The sequence below is a fragment of the Empedobacter sp. UBA3475 genome, assembly GCF_002378465.1.
In the GTDB taxonomy this organism is placed as follows: domain Bacteria; phylum Bacteroidota; class Bacteroidia; order Flavobacteriales; family Weeksellaceae; genus Empedobacter; species Empedobacter falsenii_B.
Genome location: NZ_DFRA01000054.1, coordinates 1 through 16631, shown reverse-complemented (window position 1 = coordinate 16631; position 16631 = coordinate 1). Strand labels below are relative to the sequence as shown.

The 16631-nt window shown below is 30.9% G+C and carries 10 protein-coding genes; 4 read left to right on the top strand and 6 right to left on the bottom strand.

Annotated features, from left to right (window positions below; genetic code table 11):
- Positions 1 to 17 precede the first annotated feature (17 nt).
- The 6 genes from bglX to lipB form a co-directional block, all read right to left on the bottom strand.
- The gene (gene bglX / locus B3I31_RS11900) at positions 18 to 2264 is read right to left on the bottom strand and encodes a beta-glucosidase BglX (RefSeq protein WP_221855167.1); all 2247 of its coding nucleotides are present in this window, start codon (positions 2262 to 2264) and stop codon (positions 18 to 20) included.
- Positions 2265 to 2274: 10 nt separating this feature from the next.
- Entirely contained in the window at positions 2275 to 3615 is a 1341-nt protein-coding gene (locus B3I31_RS11895; protein WP_221855170.1) for a glucoamylase family protein, read from the bottom strand.
- The gene (locus tag B3I31_RS11890) at positions 3615 to 5048 is read right to left on the bottom strand and encodes a RagB/SusD family nutrient uptake outer membrane protein (protein ID WP_286495499.1); all 1434 of its coding nucleotides are present in this window, start codon (positions 5046 to 5048) and stop codon (positions 3615 to 3617) included. The genes B3I31_RS11895 and B3I31_RS11890 overlap by 1 nt, the downstream gene beginning before the upstream one ends.
- Before the next feature lie 19 nt (positions 5049 to 5067).
- Positions 5068 to 7998 carry a SusC/RagA family TonB-linked outer membrane protein gene (locus B3I31_RS11885; RefSeq protein ID WP_291046557.1) on the bottom strand — a complete coding sequence of 977 codons (2931 nt, stop codon included), beginning with the start codon at positions 7996 to 7998 and terminating at the stop codon, positions 5068 to 5070.
- A gap of 178 nt (positions 7999 to 8176) precedes the next feature.
- Positions 8177 to 10894 carry a helix-turn-helix and ligand-binding sensor domain-containing protein gene (locus B3I31_RS11880; RefSeq protein WP_291069938.1) on the bottom strand — a complete coding sequence of 906 codons (2718 nt, stop codon included), beginning with the start codon at positions 10892 to 10894 and terminating at the stop codon, positions 8177 to 8179.
- A gap of 60 nt (positions 10895 to 10954) precedes the next feature.
- Positions 10955 to 11668: a lipoyl(octanoyl) transferase LipB gene (lipB, locus tag B3I31_RS11875; protein ID WP_125350693.1), complete on the bottom strand. Its 714-nt coding sequence runs from the start codon at positions 11666 to 11668 to the stop codon at positions 10955 to 10957.
- A 147-nt stretch (positions 11669 to 11815) separates the two neighbouring features.
- On the opposite strand from lipB, the gene B3I31_RS11870 reads away from it, so the two are divergent.
- From B3I31_RS11870 to B3I31_RS11855, 4 genes are all read left to right on the top strand, one after another.
- Complete coding sequence (locus tag B3I31_RS11870) at positions 11816 to 12436, top strand: hypothetical protein (RefSeq protein WP_125350692.1); 621 nt, start codon at positions 11816 to 11818, stop codon at positions 12434 to 12436.
- 196 nt (positions 12437 to 12632) lie between these two features.
- Positions 12633 to 14801: a S46 family peptidase gene (locus B3I31_RS11865; protein WP_291071330.1), complete on the top strand. Its 2169-nt coding sequence runs from the start codon at positions 12633 to 12635 to the stop codon at positions 14799 to 14801.
- Positions 14802 to 14946: 145 nt separating this feature from the next.
- Positions 14947 to 16095, top strand: coding sequence for an AI-2E family transporter (locus tag B3I31_RS11860; protein WP_291046547.1), 1149 nt, complete (start codon positions 14947 to 14949; stop codon positions 16093 to 16095).
- A 33-nt stretch (positions 16096 to 16128) separates the two neighbouring features.
- A complete protein-coding gene (locus B3I31_RS11855; protein WP_219034573.1) occupies positions 16129 to 16560 on the top strand; it encodes a hypothetical protein in 432 nt (143 codons plus the stop codon).
- Positions 16561 to 16631 lie beyond the last annotated feature (71 nt).

Genomic DNA, 16631 nt, shown 5'->3' with positions numbered 1-16631 from the left:
AACTATAAATGAGGAATTTAATCAACTAAAGTAAAACTTGTTTTAAGCGTTGCGTCTGAATTTCCACCAACAAAAATGTCGAAATCTCCTGCTTCTGCAACATAGTTCATATTGATATCGTGGAATTTTAAATCTTCTGAAGTTAATGTAAACGTAATTGTTTTTGTTTCTCCTTTCTTAATCATCACTTTATCAAAACCTTTCAATTCTCGAACTGGACGCGTCACACTTCCTACTAAATCGCGAACATATAATTGTACTACTTCTTCTCCATCGTAGTTTCCTGTATTTTTAACATTTACAGTGACTTTGATTTCATCTTTTCCATTCCTCATCGTTGATTTGTTCAACTTTAAGTTACTATAATCAAACGTTGTATAACTTAAACCATAACCAAATGGATATAAAGGCGAATTCGGAGAATCTGTATAACGAGATTTATATTTTTGCTCCGCATCACTCGCTCCTAAATAAGGTCTACCTGTATTTTTTTGATTGTAATGAATTGGTATTTGACCTACAGAACGAGGAAATGTCATCGGTGTTTTGGCCGAAGGATTGTATTTTCCATACAACACATCTGTAATCGCTAAACCTCCCATTGTTCCTGGATACCATGCGTATAAAATTGCATCCATATTATCATTTTCCCACGAAATTGTCATTGGACGACCAGCCATTAAAACTAAAACAATTGGCTTACCAAGTTTCTTTAATTCTTTTAATAATTCTTTCTGATTTCCTGGTAAATCTATATTTGTTTGAGAAGCAGCTTCACCTGTTTGATTCTCGTTTTCTCCCATAACCGCAACAATTACATCCGAGTTTTTCGCTATATTAATTGCTTCTTGAAAACCATCAGTTTTAAACGAATTAAGTTCTGTTCCTTGTGCGTAAGTAATTTTTGCGTTTTTACCTAAAACATCATTCAAACCTTCCCAAACAGACCACGCTTTTCCATAACGATCTCCACGTGCAGCCCAGTTTCCGATGATATTTTTCTCATCTTTAACTAAAGGTCCAATAACTGCAACTTTTTGAGATTCTTTTAATGGTAAAATTTGTTTATCATTCTTTAATAAAACCATTGATTTACGCGCAACATCACGAGCTTCATTTAAAAACTCTTGTTTCATTACCGTTTCTTTCTCTCGTTTTGCATTTGAATAACGATATGGATCTTCGAAAAGACCTAAATCATATTTAGCTTCTAAAATTCTACGAACCGCAGTATCAATCACATCTTGTTTTACTTTTCCTTCTTTTACTAATTTTGATAAATGATTAAGAAAAGCACCACTCATCATATCCATTTCAATTCCTGCTTCAACCGATTTTAGAGTTGCTTCTTCCAAATCTTTTGCAATTCCATGAGGAACTAATTCCTGAATCGCCGTATAATCTGTTACAACAAACCCTTTATAATTCCACTCTTTACGCAAAATTTGATCGTACAAATATTTACTTGCTGTAGAAGGAACTCCTCCAATTTCGTTGAAAGACGTCATGAAAGATCCAGCACCTGCATCAACAGTCGCTTTGAAAGGCGGCAAAATATAATCTCTTAAGAAACGATCAGAAATTTCTACCGAACCATAATCGCGACCAGCCTGCGCTAAAGCATATCCTGCAAAGTGTTTTGTACACGCTAAAACGGTATTTAAATCATATAAACTTTTACCTTGAAAACCATTAACACGCGCTATTGCAATTTTACTTCCTAAGAAAGTATCTTCACCTGCACCTTCAGAAACACGTCCCCAACGAGGATCAAAACCGATATCAACCATCGGAGCAAAAGTCCAATGAACTCCGCCAGCAGCTGTTTCTTCAGCAGCAATTCGAGCCGATTTTTCAATTGCTTTTAAATCCCAAGAAGAAGCTTCACCAAGTGGAATTGGAAAAATAGTTTCATAACCATGAATTACATCGTATCCAAAAATTAATGGAATTCCAAGACGTGTTTCTTCAACAGCAATTTTTTGTAATTTTTTGGTAATATCTGTTGTCGTAGCGTTAAATACAGACCCCATCATACCTTGTTTCGTGTATTTTATATAATTTTTATCAATTGCAGAGCCTGTAACATCACCTCCATCATAGGTATATTGTACCATCTGACCCACTTTGTCATCAATCGTCATTTGACTCATCACATAATCAATAAACTCTGATTTCGATTTCGATTTATCAAACTTTATTTTTTGCGCATAAGTATTGAATGCTAATCCTAAGAAAGCAATTGAATAAATTAGTTTTTTCATTTTTTTGATTTTAATTCGAGGCTGTTGTTTTGAATTTCAATTTGTCTAAACCTCTTTGTACATCTTCATTTTGCATAAACAATTTCCACAATAATCCAGAGCGATAATTCTCTATCATTGGTGTAATTGTTCCTTGATCTATCGCCAAATATTTCGTAATCACTCGATCATTTTTTACATCAACCGCATCATACGGACCTGCTACTCCAATCAAGCTTTTGTTTTGTTTTTCGTAAATAAACTTCAAGAAATCCATAGATTCTTTCGGTGCATATGGGAAAGACGATAACGCAGCTGTAGGCGTAATTACATTATTGTCATTTAATGGAGAGTGTGCTGTATAACCTTCTGTTCCATCTCGATTGAAGGTATAACTTGCCGTTAATCCCCACATATTTTTTTTGTACTTCTTGAAACTTTCCGTTTTTTGTTGATTGTAGATGTAATGAATCTTTGCTTGATTTTTCACTACTTTTCCATAATCAATACCAATTCCATCTATTAAATTGTTCGGATTAAGTCCAATAAATGAATATTGTGCCCAAAATAAAGGTCCAACATTTTTATTAGCTCCGTTATGCTTTACAATCAATGGAACTCCGTATGCAGAATCATTTGATTTTATATCACCATTTCTCGTCCAACCATTGTAATAAACTTCTGAATTGATAGAATGTTTTGGAGAAGCCGCAGCAATAACATACGTAATCATGGTTTCATCAAATCCTTTTAAAGGAAAATTGATTTTCCATTCGTAATTTGGAGACCAATGCCAGTACAACACATTTTCTCCTCGTGTATAAAAATTGAAATCGATTTCTTTCCAAAGTTGATCAGCTAATTGCGAAATCTCTATTTCTTTCTCATTTTTAGAATCTTTGAAATACTCTTTCAAACAAATTAAACCCTGAGCAAGAAATGCAGTTTCTACCAAATCACCTCCGTTATCGTATGTACTAAAAGCTTTTACTTTTCCTGTTTCGCCATTTAACCAATGTGGCCAAGCTCCATGAAAACGATTTGCATTTTGTAAAAATTTCAATCCTGTTAAAATTCGTTCAGTTGCTTCTTTTCTTGGAATAAATTCGCGATCAATACCAACAATTAAACTCATTAATCCAAATCCTGTTCCTCCTGTTGTAATGATATTTGAATCATTTTCTGGATAAAAACCATCAGGATGAAAACGTTCACGAGCTAATTTTGAATGAGGTTCAGCGTAATCCCAAAAATATTGAATCGTCTGTTTTTGAACTTTATCTAACAGCTTATTTTCTTGTTTTGTTTGAGCAAAAGCACTTGCGCCACATAAAAAAGCGCAAGTAACTATTGTTTTATTTAATTTAATCATTACCAACCTGGGTTTTGAGTCATTGTTGGAGTTTGAATAATTTGTCCATTTGGAATTGGGAACAATTCATGTTTTCCAGTAACGAAAGTTTTACCATTTTTCGCCATCATCTCTTTTGCTTGACCAGTACGAACTAAATCAAACCAACGATCATGCTCAAATGCTAACTCCAAACGTCTTTCATTCCAAATTTTTAATCGTAATTGATCTTTAGACATACTTGCTATTGGAGCTAATTTTACACGTGTTCTAACACGATTAAGAGGTGTTAAAGCATCTTGCCCAATTTCATTTGCTGCTTCAGCTTGAATTAATAAAACTTCAGAAAAACGAATTACACGAATGTTTTTGTCTCCATCCGCAGAACCAAGATTCGCACTTGAATACGCTTTTTCGTTATACATCGGGTTTTCTACAGAAGTTGGAACTAAACGACCGTCATATAAAGTTTCACCTCTAAAAATGATTGTTGCATCACGACGAATAGCATCTCCTTCAGCATTAAAAGCATCTAATAAATTTTGAGAAGGAACATTGAATCCCCATCCCCAACCTCCAGTACCACGAGCTCCTTGAGTTTCTGAATATTGTTGAACGCCATGCGCAACAGCATCTCCACGAGCTTGGATTTCAAATAAAGACTCTTTACCATTCTCAGTTTCTTTTCTCCAAGTTGTTGCGTAATCACTTTCTAAATCATAAATACCAGAATTAACAACGGTTGTAGCCATATCGTACGCTTGTTGATTTTTTCCTTGGTATAAATATACCTTTGCCAATAAAGCTTGAGCAGCTCCTTTTGTTGCACGTCCTAAATCTTTTGCAGCATATTCATTTTTAGTAGGAAGTTTTGATATTGCATCTAATAAATCTGCTTCAATGTATGCATAAACTTCTGCTTTTGGTTTACGTACTGAATAAGACGCCGGAACATCTAACTCCTGTATCACAGTATCTCCAAACATACGAACCAAATAGAAATAAGAAACAGCTCTCAAAAATTTTGCTTCCCCAATTAATCTATTTTTTTCTGCATCTGTGATTGATGATTCTGTCGTATATTTTATAGAATATGACGCTCTACCAATTGTTTTATAAAAACGTTTCCACATAGCTTCGATAGAACCAGTTGTAGAACTATGTAATAATTCGTCTAAATCTCTTTTATCTCCACCATTATCTGTAGAGGAACTTCCTTTATCTGCATTATCAGAAATCATTTCAGTAACTCCTAACCAAGAGAATGCATAATCCCAATCTGTAAACATTCCGTAAATACCATTCACATATTTTTCTGGAGATTGAGAAGCTTGATCATCAATAGCTATATTTTCTTGAGAATCTACATTCAAAAAATCACTTGTACATGAACTTAATGTTCCGATTGAAAGAATAGAAGCTAATGTTACTATTTTAAATATATTTTTTTTCATTTTTTTAAAATTTTCTAGATTAGAATTCTACGTTTAATCCAACTAAAAATGTTCTAACATTTGGATATGCAGAGAAATCCATACCTGTCGTTCCATAAGGACTTCCATCATAACGTTTTCCTTTTACATTATCTAAAGTTAATTCCGGTGTAAATCCTGAATACTTCGTAATCATGAATACATTTTGTGCACTAACATATAATCTTAGGTTTCTGATAAAATCAATTTTATCTCTAAAATTATATCCTATTGTCATGTTACTTAATTTGAAATAATTACCTTTTTCTAAATAGTAAGAAGAAGCAACTTGATCACGCTCCGCTCCTGGATGAGAATTTGTACTACCAGCTCCTGTCCAACGATCGTTAAACATATCAACTGTTATATTTTCCCCTCCTAAACGTGTATTTTTGATACCATTGTAAATCTTGTTACCTCCAGCTCCGTAACCGCTAATCGTTAAATCGAAATTTTTATATTCTAAACTAACATTGATTCCGTAGTTATATTTTGGAATATATGATCCCATGAATTTTTTATCACGATCATCAATAACTCCATCTCCATTTTGGTCTTTGTAGCGTAAATGTCCTGGACGAGCACTTGATAAATGAGCATTGCTATTTATTTCATCTTGTGTTTGCCAAACACCTTCTACTTCATATAACCAGAAAGAACCAAGTGGTTGACCAGCTTCTAAACGTTTTGCAATTTGTCCATTTCCTAAAGAACCTCCTGTCATTCCAGAATATCCTTCTTTCACAGATTTCACTTCATTTTCATTGTAGTTAAAGTTACCACCTATCGAATATCTAAATCCTCCAGCTGTTTCATTACGATAATTCAAAGCAATTTCAAAACCTTGATTTACTACTTTTGCAGCATGGTCATAAAAATCTTTTTCATAAGGAGACGATCCTATTTGTTTAATATTTAAGATGGCATTTTTCGTGGTCTTGTTGTAGTAATCTAAACTTCCTGATAATTTACCTTTCAATAACTCGAAATCTAGACCAGCACTCCATTCATCTACAATTTCCCATGAAATATCATAAGCTGGAGATCCGATATAAGCTCCATAAATTAAATCTTGACCTGGTCCAAAAACATAATTCGCATTATCACTACCTGTTGAAGTAGAAATTGTTGTATAATTGTATGGCACATCTGCATTACCTAAGCGTCCCCAACCTCCGCGAAGTTTTAAGAAAGAAATTACATTACTATCTTTTAAGAACTCTTCGTTAGAAATATTCCAAGCAGCAGAAACTGATGGGAAAGTTCCCCAATATTTTTCGTTTTGTTTAAATTGACTTGAGCCATCTCTACGAATAATTCCAGAAACGTAGTATTTATTTGCGTAATTATATTGTAAACGCGCAAAATAAGAAGCATAAGCAATTGGAGTGTAATTATTTTGATCCATTGCAGCCTTGTATTGTCCAGAAGCATGATGAGCTGACCAATATTGTTCTTTATCAGGAACATCATATACTGTGATATCTGAATATTGACCAATACCCATTTTTTCAGCAGAAACTCCCGCAACAACATTGAACGAATGATCTCCAAATTTGCGATCAAATGTTACAAAATTTTCCCATGACCATCTAAATGTTTCTACATTATTTAGATTTAGAGAGTTATTCATATAAGTTGAACTTGCTGGATTTTTCGCTTTTAAATCTTCAAATTCAGCAGCAGTTCTAATTGGATTACCTGCAATCCATCTTTCTTTAATTGGATTAAATTCTCTGTATTTGTACCAATATTTTGTTCCTCCAGCACGAGAAGTTACAGTTAAACCTTTTGCTAATTTTAGTTCAGCTTCAATATTTCCTTGAAGCGTAGTAGAATTAGCTTTTTGATTATCATAGAATAAAGTAGACATTGGATTACCATGAGAGTTCAAATTACTTGTCACCTCTCCTGGTTTTGCAACGTATGTTACTTCTCCTGTAGTTGTATTAAAAATAGGTAAACCCCATCTTCCGTTATCATATTTTACAGGAACTAATGGTGACTGACGGTAAGCTGTATCAAATGCTCCATATGGTTTAGGAACTTCTCTAGAAAATGTAGCGCTAACGTTTTGTTTAATCTTTAAAACTCCATCAAACAATTTGTAATCGTTGTTACTACGAACAGTTGTTCTTTTGAAGTTATTTCCTTCTAAAATTCCTTTCTCTTCGAAATTATTAATACTGAACATGTAATTAATATTTTCTCCAGCACCAGCCAACGAAACATTATTACTAACTAACTGTCCTGTGGTTAACATTTCATCAAACCAATTCGTGTTATATTGTTGATTTGTAGAAATCAAAGAACCTCCTGTTGCTTTTCTTTGCTCGTTAAAATAAGTTATGTACTGATTAGCATCAGCCATATCTACCATATTCATAGTATTTCTTACTCCAATATATGAATCATAGTTAACTCTTATCTTTCCTGTTTTACCACGTTTAGTTGTTACAACAACAACACCGTTTGCACCACGAACTCCATAAATAGCTGAAGATCCTGCATCTTTTAAAACATCAATTTTTTCAATGTCATTTGGATTAATATTATTAATATTTGGAACAATTAACCCATCCACAACATACAAAGGAGCTTTACCTCCCAAAGCTGTACCCATTCCACGAACCAAAACAGTTGGTGTACCTCCTGGAGTATCCGTATTAATAATATTAACACCAGCTAATTTACCCTGCAAAGACTGCATGGCAGTTGTACTTGCAATTTGCGTAATGTCTTTAGCATTAGCTGATGAAACAGCTGATGTAAGATCTGATTTCTTAACAGTACCATATCCAACCACAACGGCTTGATCTAGTATAATAGAATCACTTTCAAAAGGATCTCCTATCTGTATAGAATCGTTAGTAACTTGGGCATTTACACAGAAAGACCCGAGAATAAATAATGGAAGAAAATATTTTTTCATTCTATTTCAATAAATGGTTATTTCAAAAATAGAATGTTTTAACACTTGATTAACAAGTAATAATTTTAGTTAGAATAATTTTCTAAAAAAATAAAATATATAATACTAAATACCAAATAATTATAAATCATTACATTTACAACATGATGTAGTTATGATGTAATTTATTTTCCGATATTTAAAAATTAATCATATACTTATTTAGGTTTATTTCAGAAGGAATTTGCATTTTTTTGCGTAATCTATATCGTTGTAGTTCTACTGATCGATAATTAAGGTGCATTAAAGGAGCAATCTCTTTGGTTGATAAATTCATTCGAAGGAATACACACAGTTTTAAGTCTTTCGCAGTTAAATTAGAATACTTGTCAGCTAATCTCTTAATAAAATCTTGGTGAATTTCCTGAATATTTAATTCGAAATTTTGCCATTCATTTCTGTTGTAACTATATTCCGAAAACGTTTTCTCAAATTTCTTTTTTAACTTTTTATTGATTTCATTCATTTCCAATTGAGAAAACAATTGATTAATTTCTAGGATCATAGCACGTTGATTAGCTAATTTCAAAGCTTGTCCTGCCAATTCTGTAGATTTTGTTTGTAAAGAAGTTTCTAAATGTTGTTTTTCTTTATGATGATTCAATTCTTTCAACTCTTGTTGATGTTTCATTTCCATCAAATTCAATTCATATTCAAATTGCTTTTGTTTAATTCTGAAACTTTGTTTCAACTTCATTCTGTTATACTTATAAATAGCCAAAATCGATCCAACAATTAATAAAATATAAAATAATATCATCAAATTTGATAAATACCAAATCTTTTTAACCCGAAAATCAAAATGATTCAACTCAACAAAATTTCCATCTTTTAAAGCATAAATTGACAATTGATATGAACCACTTTCTAATTGTTTATAATTAATTATTGGCTGATTAAGTGGTTGAATTTTAGAGTTATTTAATTGATAATATAATTGATAATTCGCAAAATCATCATTCAAAATTGAAACATAAAAATCTATATAATTATTTGAATACTCTATATTAGGTTCATTATTCAAAACCGTTTGATTGATTTTTGCTTTAATTTTAATCTTTGGTAATTCACGACGTATAGATTTTAAATCATATTTCAATAATCCGTTTTCGAGGTTAATATATAAAAACTGATCGTTGATTTTAGCCGTTAAATTGTCATCAACCAATTTTCCATCATACAATTTTTTTGGAATTAAATAATGAATCAATTTATTCTGTTCCACTTTAGAATAATACAGAATATTATCCGCTTCAACTAAATAACGATTCTCCTTTAAATAACGAATTCGATTAATATTCTTTAATTTTGAATCTAAATTCTCATCAGAAAATAAATTTTTATTTATATCATAACGGACTAAATGTTGATCGTCAATCAGTACAAAAACCTTGTTATCTTCGAGAATAGTTTGCGGATTAACTAATTTTTTATGTTGGTAAAATATCTCCTTACCTGTTCTATTTTTAAGATCAAATAAATATAAACCACCATTTTTTCCAGTTCCTAAAATTTTATTTTCGACAATAACAAAATCAATAATAGGAATAGTTAAACTAGAAACTTTAGTAGATTCTTTATGAGAACCTTGTATATATTCATTGATTCCCGTAAAAGATGATTGATATAATTTATTTCCATTTTTGATCAATTTAAAACCTCCATTTGTAGAAGAAATCTTATTCAATAGTCCTGAATAAATGTAAGTTCCCCAACTATCCGAAACATAAATTGTATTATCAATATTTGTTATATTCCAAATTAAACCTTTTTCGAGAACTGAATTTGTTTGGTTTGAAGTATTTGAATAATTATAAAATCCATGATTTGTTCCCAGCAAAATATTATCCTTATAAAAGTCGAACGAAAAAACATTTCCTAAATGACCATTGTAATCATATAAAAGTTGAGTTTTGTTTTTCAATTCTATTTTCGAAATACCTTTGTCCGTTCCAAGCCAAGCATTTCCTTTAGAATCTATTCTTATATTTTGGATTGTATTACTGATTAACCCAGAGTTTTGATTGTAATTTTTGTAAGAATTAGTTTTTAAATCATATACATAAATCCCATTATTTGATGTTCCAATGATTAATTTATCTTCTAATCGAATCATTTTTAACACTAAATAATTCTTTAGCATTTTATTGAATTCCACATTGAACTCTTGTAAACCAGCTGTTTTGTTGTACTTGAAAATTCCTTCTGTTAATGTACCAACTAAATAATCATTATCATATTTTTCTATTCCATGAATTACAATTGATTTACCTTTTTCAATTTCAAATAACGGCTCAAAATGTCCATTATTAAATTCGAAAATACCTTTAGAAATAGTCGCTACTAACATTTTACCTTTCACCAGATAAACGTAAGAAGAAAGCGCAGGTAATTTGTATCGTTTAACTGTTTTACCATCAAATTGAAAAAGATAATTGAACGATTGAAAATAAATAGAACGATTATGATAAAATATTTTCCAGATTTCTTCTTGTTCTAATCCTTCAAAACTTTTGAATTTATCTGAAATTGAAATGTAAACTTTCTTTCCTTCAATCGTTTTCCAATATCCAAAATTATTTAATGCACCTGAATACAATACATTATTCATTGTAAAAACAGAACGTATAATTGTTAAGCTATTTGGCGAATATTTTTCCCAAAAATTACCGTCATATTCTAAGATATTTCTATTGTTCGCAAAATATACTTTTCCTTGCTTGTTATTTTCTGTAATATCCCAAATAGGCGATTCGCCCAAATATTCGCTTTTAGAATAATTCGAAATAATTGGCGCAAACGATTGAGATTTGCTATAAGTGGAAACAAGTAAAAATAGAATAAATAAGCTTCTCATTGTGCAATAAAAAAGACCGTAAAAACGGTCTTTAAAAATAGATTATATTTTTGAATTATCTTATTTAAATTCTACATCAAAAACTTCTGCAAAATGTTTTTTTGTAAACGCTTTCACTTCGTTCATATCTACCTGATGTCCAAGTTCTCTTTCCAATGAAGCAACAGCTTTATCCTGAATTCCACATGGAACGATGTATTCAAAATAACGCAAATCTGTATTCACATTTAGTGCAAAACCATGCATCGTTACCCAACGTGAAGCCTTAACACCCATTGCACAAATTTTTCGAGCAAAAGGTCGACCTACATCCAACCAAACGCCAGTTTCTCCTTGAGAACGCTCACCTTTTAGTCCATATTCGGCAATAGTTTTGATAATCACTTCCTCCAAATTGCGCATATACAAATGAATATCTGGCTTGAAGTTATCCAAATCCATAATAGGATAACCAACTAATTGTTGCGGTCCATGATAGGTAATATCTCCACCACGATTCGTTTTCACAAAAGTTGCATTTATTTCGTTTAATTTATCACTCGAAGCTAACATATTTTCTAAATGTCCACTTTTTCCAAGTGTATAAACATGCGGATGTTCTACAAAAAGTAAATGATTTTTAGTGTTTTTAAAATCTGAACTTCCCTCCTTTTCTTGCGCTCTGTTATATTGTTTTACGGCTATATTTTCTGCTAAAAGACTTTCTTGATAATCCCAAATTTCTTGGTAATCTCTGTTAATTCCTAAATCTTGGAATTCGACAATTTGTTTCATTTCACAATGTGTTTCGAATGTCAAATTTACGAAAGAATCAGTTAATAATTAATTTTAGCTTAGCTATTCTTTAAATCGTTTCATCTAACAAAATTGCATATATAAATTGTTTAAAGTAATTTCGAATTCATAAATAATTTATTTTTTATGAAAACAATTCTATTAATCACACTAATGATTAGTTCTCTTGTTATAAACGCTCAAGAATATTCTTTTGCCAAAGATTTTGTTGCTGGAAAAGTTACATTAAATGATCTATCTGAATTAAATGGAGAGCTTAAATGGACTCCAAGTCATGATAGTGACTTAAAATTTAGAAAAACGAAAGATGATAAAGTGATAAAATACAATCCGAATGAAATTATTGGTTTTACAATTGATAAAATGAGTTTTGTCTCTTTAAAAAATCTTGTTGTTTACTCTGATAATTATGCTTTGATAGGACAAACTACGAAAATTAAAGAATCTTTTGCGCAAGTCGTTTCTAAAGGAAAATTTAATATTTACTTAATTACTATAGCAGGGTATAATCCAATTAGTAGAACTAGAGAAGATTATCTCAACTTTATTTTTCAGGATGCAAATAATCTAAACAATAAACTTATTGCTTATCCTTATTTAATCAGAATGAAAGACAAAAAATATGAAAAAGCGAAAGCGGATTTGTATATTTTATTTAAAGACTATCCTGAAGTAATAGAAAAAATCAAAAGTTTTAGTAAAGAAAATAGTTTTTTAGAAATAATAGAAATGATTGGTAAAATTTAATAAATAAAAACATTCAGTCACTTTTAATCACCTATATTGTTGGTTCAATTGATCTTAATAAAATCGAAGTTTATGAATAAATTATTCTTTAAAACCTCACTAATAATAATGGTTTTAAGCAATTCATTAACGATTGAATAAAAATCTTTATCTTTGGAATTCTAAGAAATCGGTAGAATAAAATAATCAAATAAAAATGAAGAAACTATTCGTTAAAGGATCTATTTTAATGGCTTTGTTTGCAAACTTTAGCGTTTTTGCACAACAAAGTGGTGGAATGTGGATTCCGACAGAATTGAATGAAAAGGAAATGAAAGACATGGGATTGAAAATCTCATCAAAAGACATTTTCAGTACAGGAGATAAAAGTATCAACAATGCAGTTGCTCACTTTGGTGGCGGTTGTACTTCTGAAGTTATTTCTCCAAATGGTTTATTATTAACGAATCATCACTGTGGTTATGGAGAAATCCAAGCACATTCATCTTTAGAAAATGATTATTTAACAGATGGTTTTTGGGCTAAAGAGTTGAAAGACGAATTACCAAACGAAGGTTTAACAGCGACTTTTATTGTAGACATTAAAGATGTAACTACTGCAATTTTAGCTGGTGTTAACGATAATATGTCGGAGGAAGATCGTAACAAAATCATCAAGAAAAATATTGAAGATTTTAATGCAAAAACTAAAACAGAAGCTTATCGTTCAGTATTTATCAAACCTTTTTACAAAGGAAATAAATATTACCAATTTACGACAGAAACATACAAAGATGTTCGTTTAGTTGGTGCGCCACCTTCTGCAATTGGAAAATATGGAAATGATACAGACAACTGGGTTTGGCCACGTCATACAGGAGATTTCTCGATGTTTAGAATTTATGCAGATAAAAACAACAAACCTGCAGATTATTCACCAGACAATGTTCCGTACAAACCAAAACATTTCTTACCAATTAATATTTCGGGAATTAGTGAGGACGATTTCACGTTTGTATATGGTTTCCCAGGTACGACGGACGAATATTTACCAGCTTCTTCTATCCAGCAAATAAAAGATGTAATTGATCCTGCGCGTATCAATGTGCGTACAATTGCATTATCTCATATTGATAAAAAAATGCGTGAAGACGATGCAACTCGTATCGCTTATGCGTCTAAACAAGCGCGTATTTCGAATGCACATAAAAAATGGATTGGCGAAGTTTTAGGATTAAACCGTTCGAAAGCTGTAGAAATACGTCAACAATATGAACAAGAATTCATGAATCGTATTGCGAAAAATCCGAAATTAAAAGGTGAATATTCGAATATTATTTCTGAATTAAATCAAGTTAATAAAGCAAATCAAGATTACAATTTAGCGTACACAATGTATTCTGAAACGTTTTTCTCAAATTCAGAAACATTCAGAATGGCGTTAACATTGAACAATATTTTGAATGCGGTTGGACAAAAAAATTACGCAGAAACAAAAGCTAAAGCGTTGAATACAGTTGCGTCTATGCACAAGGATTATAATCCAGAATTGGATAAAACAATTTCTTCTGATTTAGCAGATAATTATTTCAAAGTTGTTCCTCAAAATTTATTACCAACTACAACTGCTGCAAATATCAAAACAGCTTTAGGAAATTCGGTAATCAACGGAACGAAAAAAATTAATGGTCAATCTGTTTTAGGAAATATCAAAACTTTGGCTGAAAATGATGCTGAGTTTATCAAAGCCTTAAAAGAAGATGCCTTAATTGCTCAAATTCGTTTAATTTTAGATGCAAATCAAACGAAAGTAACGCCTACATATTTAGCGAATCAAGATAAAATCAACAAGTTGATGCGTACGTATATGAAAGCGCAAATGGATGTATTTACAGACAAGAAAATCTTCCCAGATGCAAATTCAACTTTACGTGTAACTTACGGAAAAGTTGATGGTTACCAACCTCGCGATGCGGTTTATTACGAACCTGTAACGCACATGGAAGGTGTAATGGAAAAATATATTCCGGGAGATTATGAGTATGATTTACCAAAACAAATGTTAAGTTTATACGATAAAAAAGATTACGGAAAATACGCCGATAAAAACGGAAAATTACCTGTAAACTTTATTGCAACAAACCATACAACTGGTGGTAATTCTGGTTCTCCTGCATTGAATGCAAAAGGAGAATTAATCGGATTGAATTTTGACCGTGTTTGGGAAGGAACAATGTCAGATTTAAATTATGATCCAGAGATTTGTCGTAATATTATGGTGGACTCTCGTTATATTTTGTGGGTAGTTGACAAGTATGCTAATGCGCAACGTTTGATTGATGAAATGACTATCGTTGACGAAAGCAAAAATGCAAAGAAAAAATAATATTTTTCACTATATTCTGAAAACCACGTTTTTATAACGTGGTTTTTTTATTGAAATAAACGTAAGATTCAAATAAAGTCTTAAGAAATAAAACTATATTTATACAACTTATCTAAAAAATTGTCAAAATAAAACACTCATAATTATGGAAGTCATTAGAAAATGGCCTTTTTATTTAAAACTAACTTGCACATTATTGTCAATCATTTGTTTAACATTTATTTCAATAATAGGTAAAGGAATTTTAGTTCCATTAATATTAGGCTTCTTAATTTCAATATTATTAGCACCCGTTTGTTCATTTTTCGAAAGATATTTACGCATTCCACGTGTTATTTCAAGTATCATTACCACCTTGCTTTTTGCAGCATTTATCTTAGGAATTTTCTATTTGATTGCTATACAAATGGCTGAAATAGCAAATGAATGGCCTACGTTTCAGAAACAAATCATAGAAGCATTTATGAATTTGCAAGATTGGATTCACCATACCTTTGGTGTTAATTCGCATGCGCAAATGGAATATTTGACAAAGAATGTCAAAACGACTATCGAAACGAGTACAATTGTAATCGAAAAAGTAATTTCTATTGTTTCATCGATGGCTGTTACAGTCTTGTTCACTTTTTTATACATTGTTTTCTTGTTGATTTATCGTCGTCATTTAGTAAAATTCTTATATTACGCATTCAATTCAAATACACACGACCAGGTTTATAACGTCATTACATCTATTCAAAAAATGGTCAAACAATATTTGATTGGCTTATTTTTACAAATGTTAGTCGTATCAATTTTATCTTTTATTGCATTTTCTATCCTTGGACTTAAATACAAATTTGTTTTAGCTATTTTAACTGGTGTTCTAAATGTTGTTCCCTATGTAGGAATTGTTATTTCATTAATTATAACGCTAATAATCACATTTGCCACAATGTCAGCTTCAAAATTGTTCTTTGTTTTAATTGCATTTATTGCAATTCATGCAATTGATGGAAATGTAGTGATGCCAAAAATTGTAGGTTCTAAAGTAAAAATTAATTCTTTGATTGTGATTATTGGATTAGTAATTGGAGAAATGACGTGGGGAATTATGGGCATGCTATTATCGATTCCAATACTTGCGTTGATGAAAATTGTTTTTGATAATGTGACTGAATTAAAACCTTGGGGTTATCTTTTGGGTGATGAAGATTCTACAGAAATTGATGATGATTTAAATACATTTTTAGCCAAAAAGAAAGCTAAAAAATCAAAGAAAAAAACAAAGATGTTGGACGAGAATTTGGAATAGTCTGATTTCTATTTTACATAATTATCGCTATTTATGAAATATAATTTATTGTTCATTTTTAGTTTATTGATTTTCAGTATTTCTTGCGAAAAGAAGTTAGAAAAAGAAGTAAATAAAAAATATATGTATAATACGATGTCAATTGATGATAGAAATTTATCTATAAGAATTTATGATTACTCTGATTCAATAGAATTTATAACATGGAAGAATATCAATGATTATACAACAAAATCATTCAAAATTTCTAAGAACGATAAAAAAGCATTGGAAGAGAATATTTATAAAATAGTTACAACTCCATATGAAAATGAAATATTTTGCACAGACTATGTGGGGAAAATAAATATTAGTATGTCCAATCATAATAGCACTTATTCTATTAATCTAAATTCTGTTTGTGATTGGAAAACATTTAATGAAGAAACTAAGAATATTTCTAAAATAATAGATCGTTATAAATAAAATTTTATTTTATCAAATAGGATGAGAAACTGAAATAAATTCAGTTTGACAATACAAAAAAAGTCTATAAC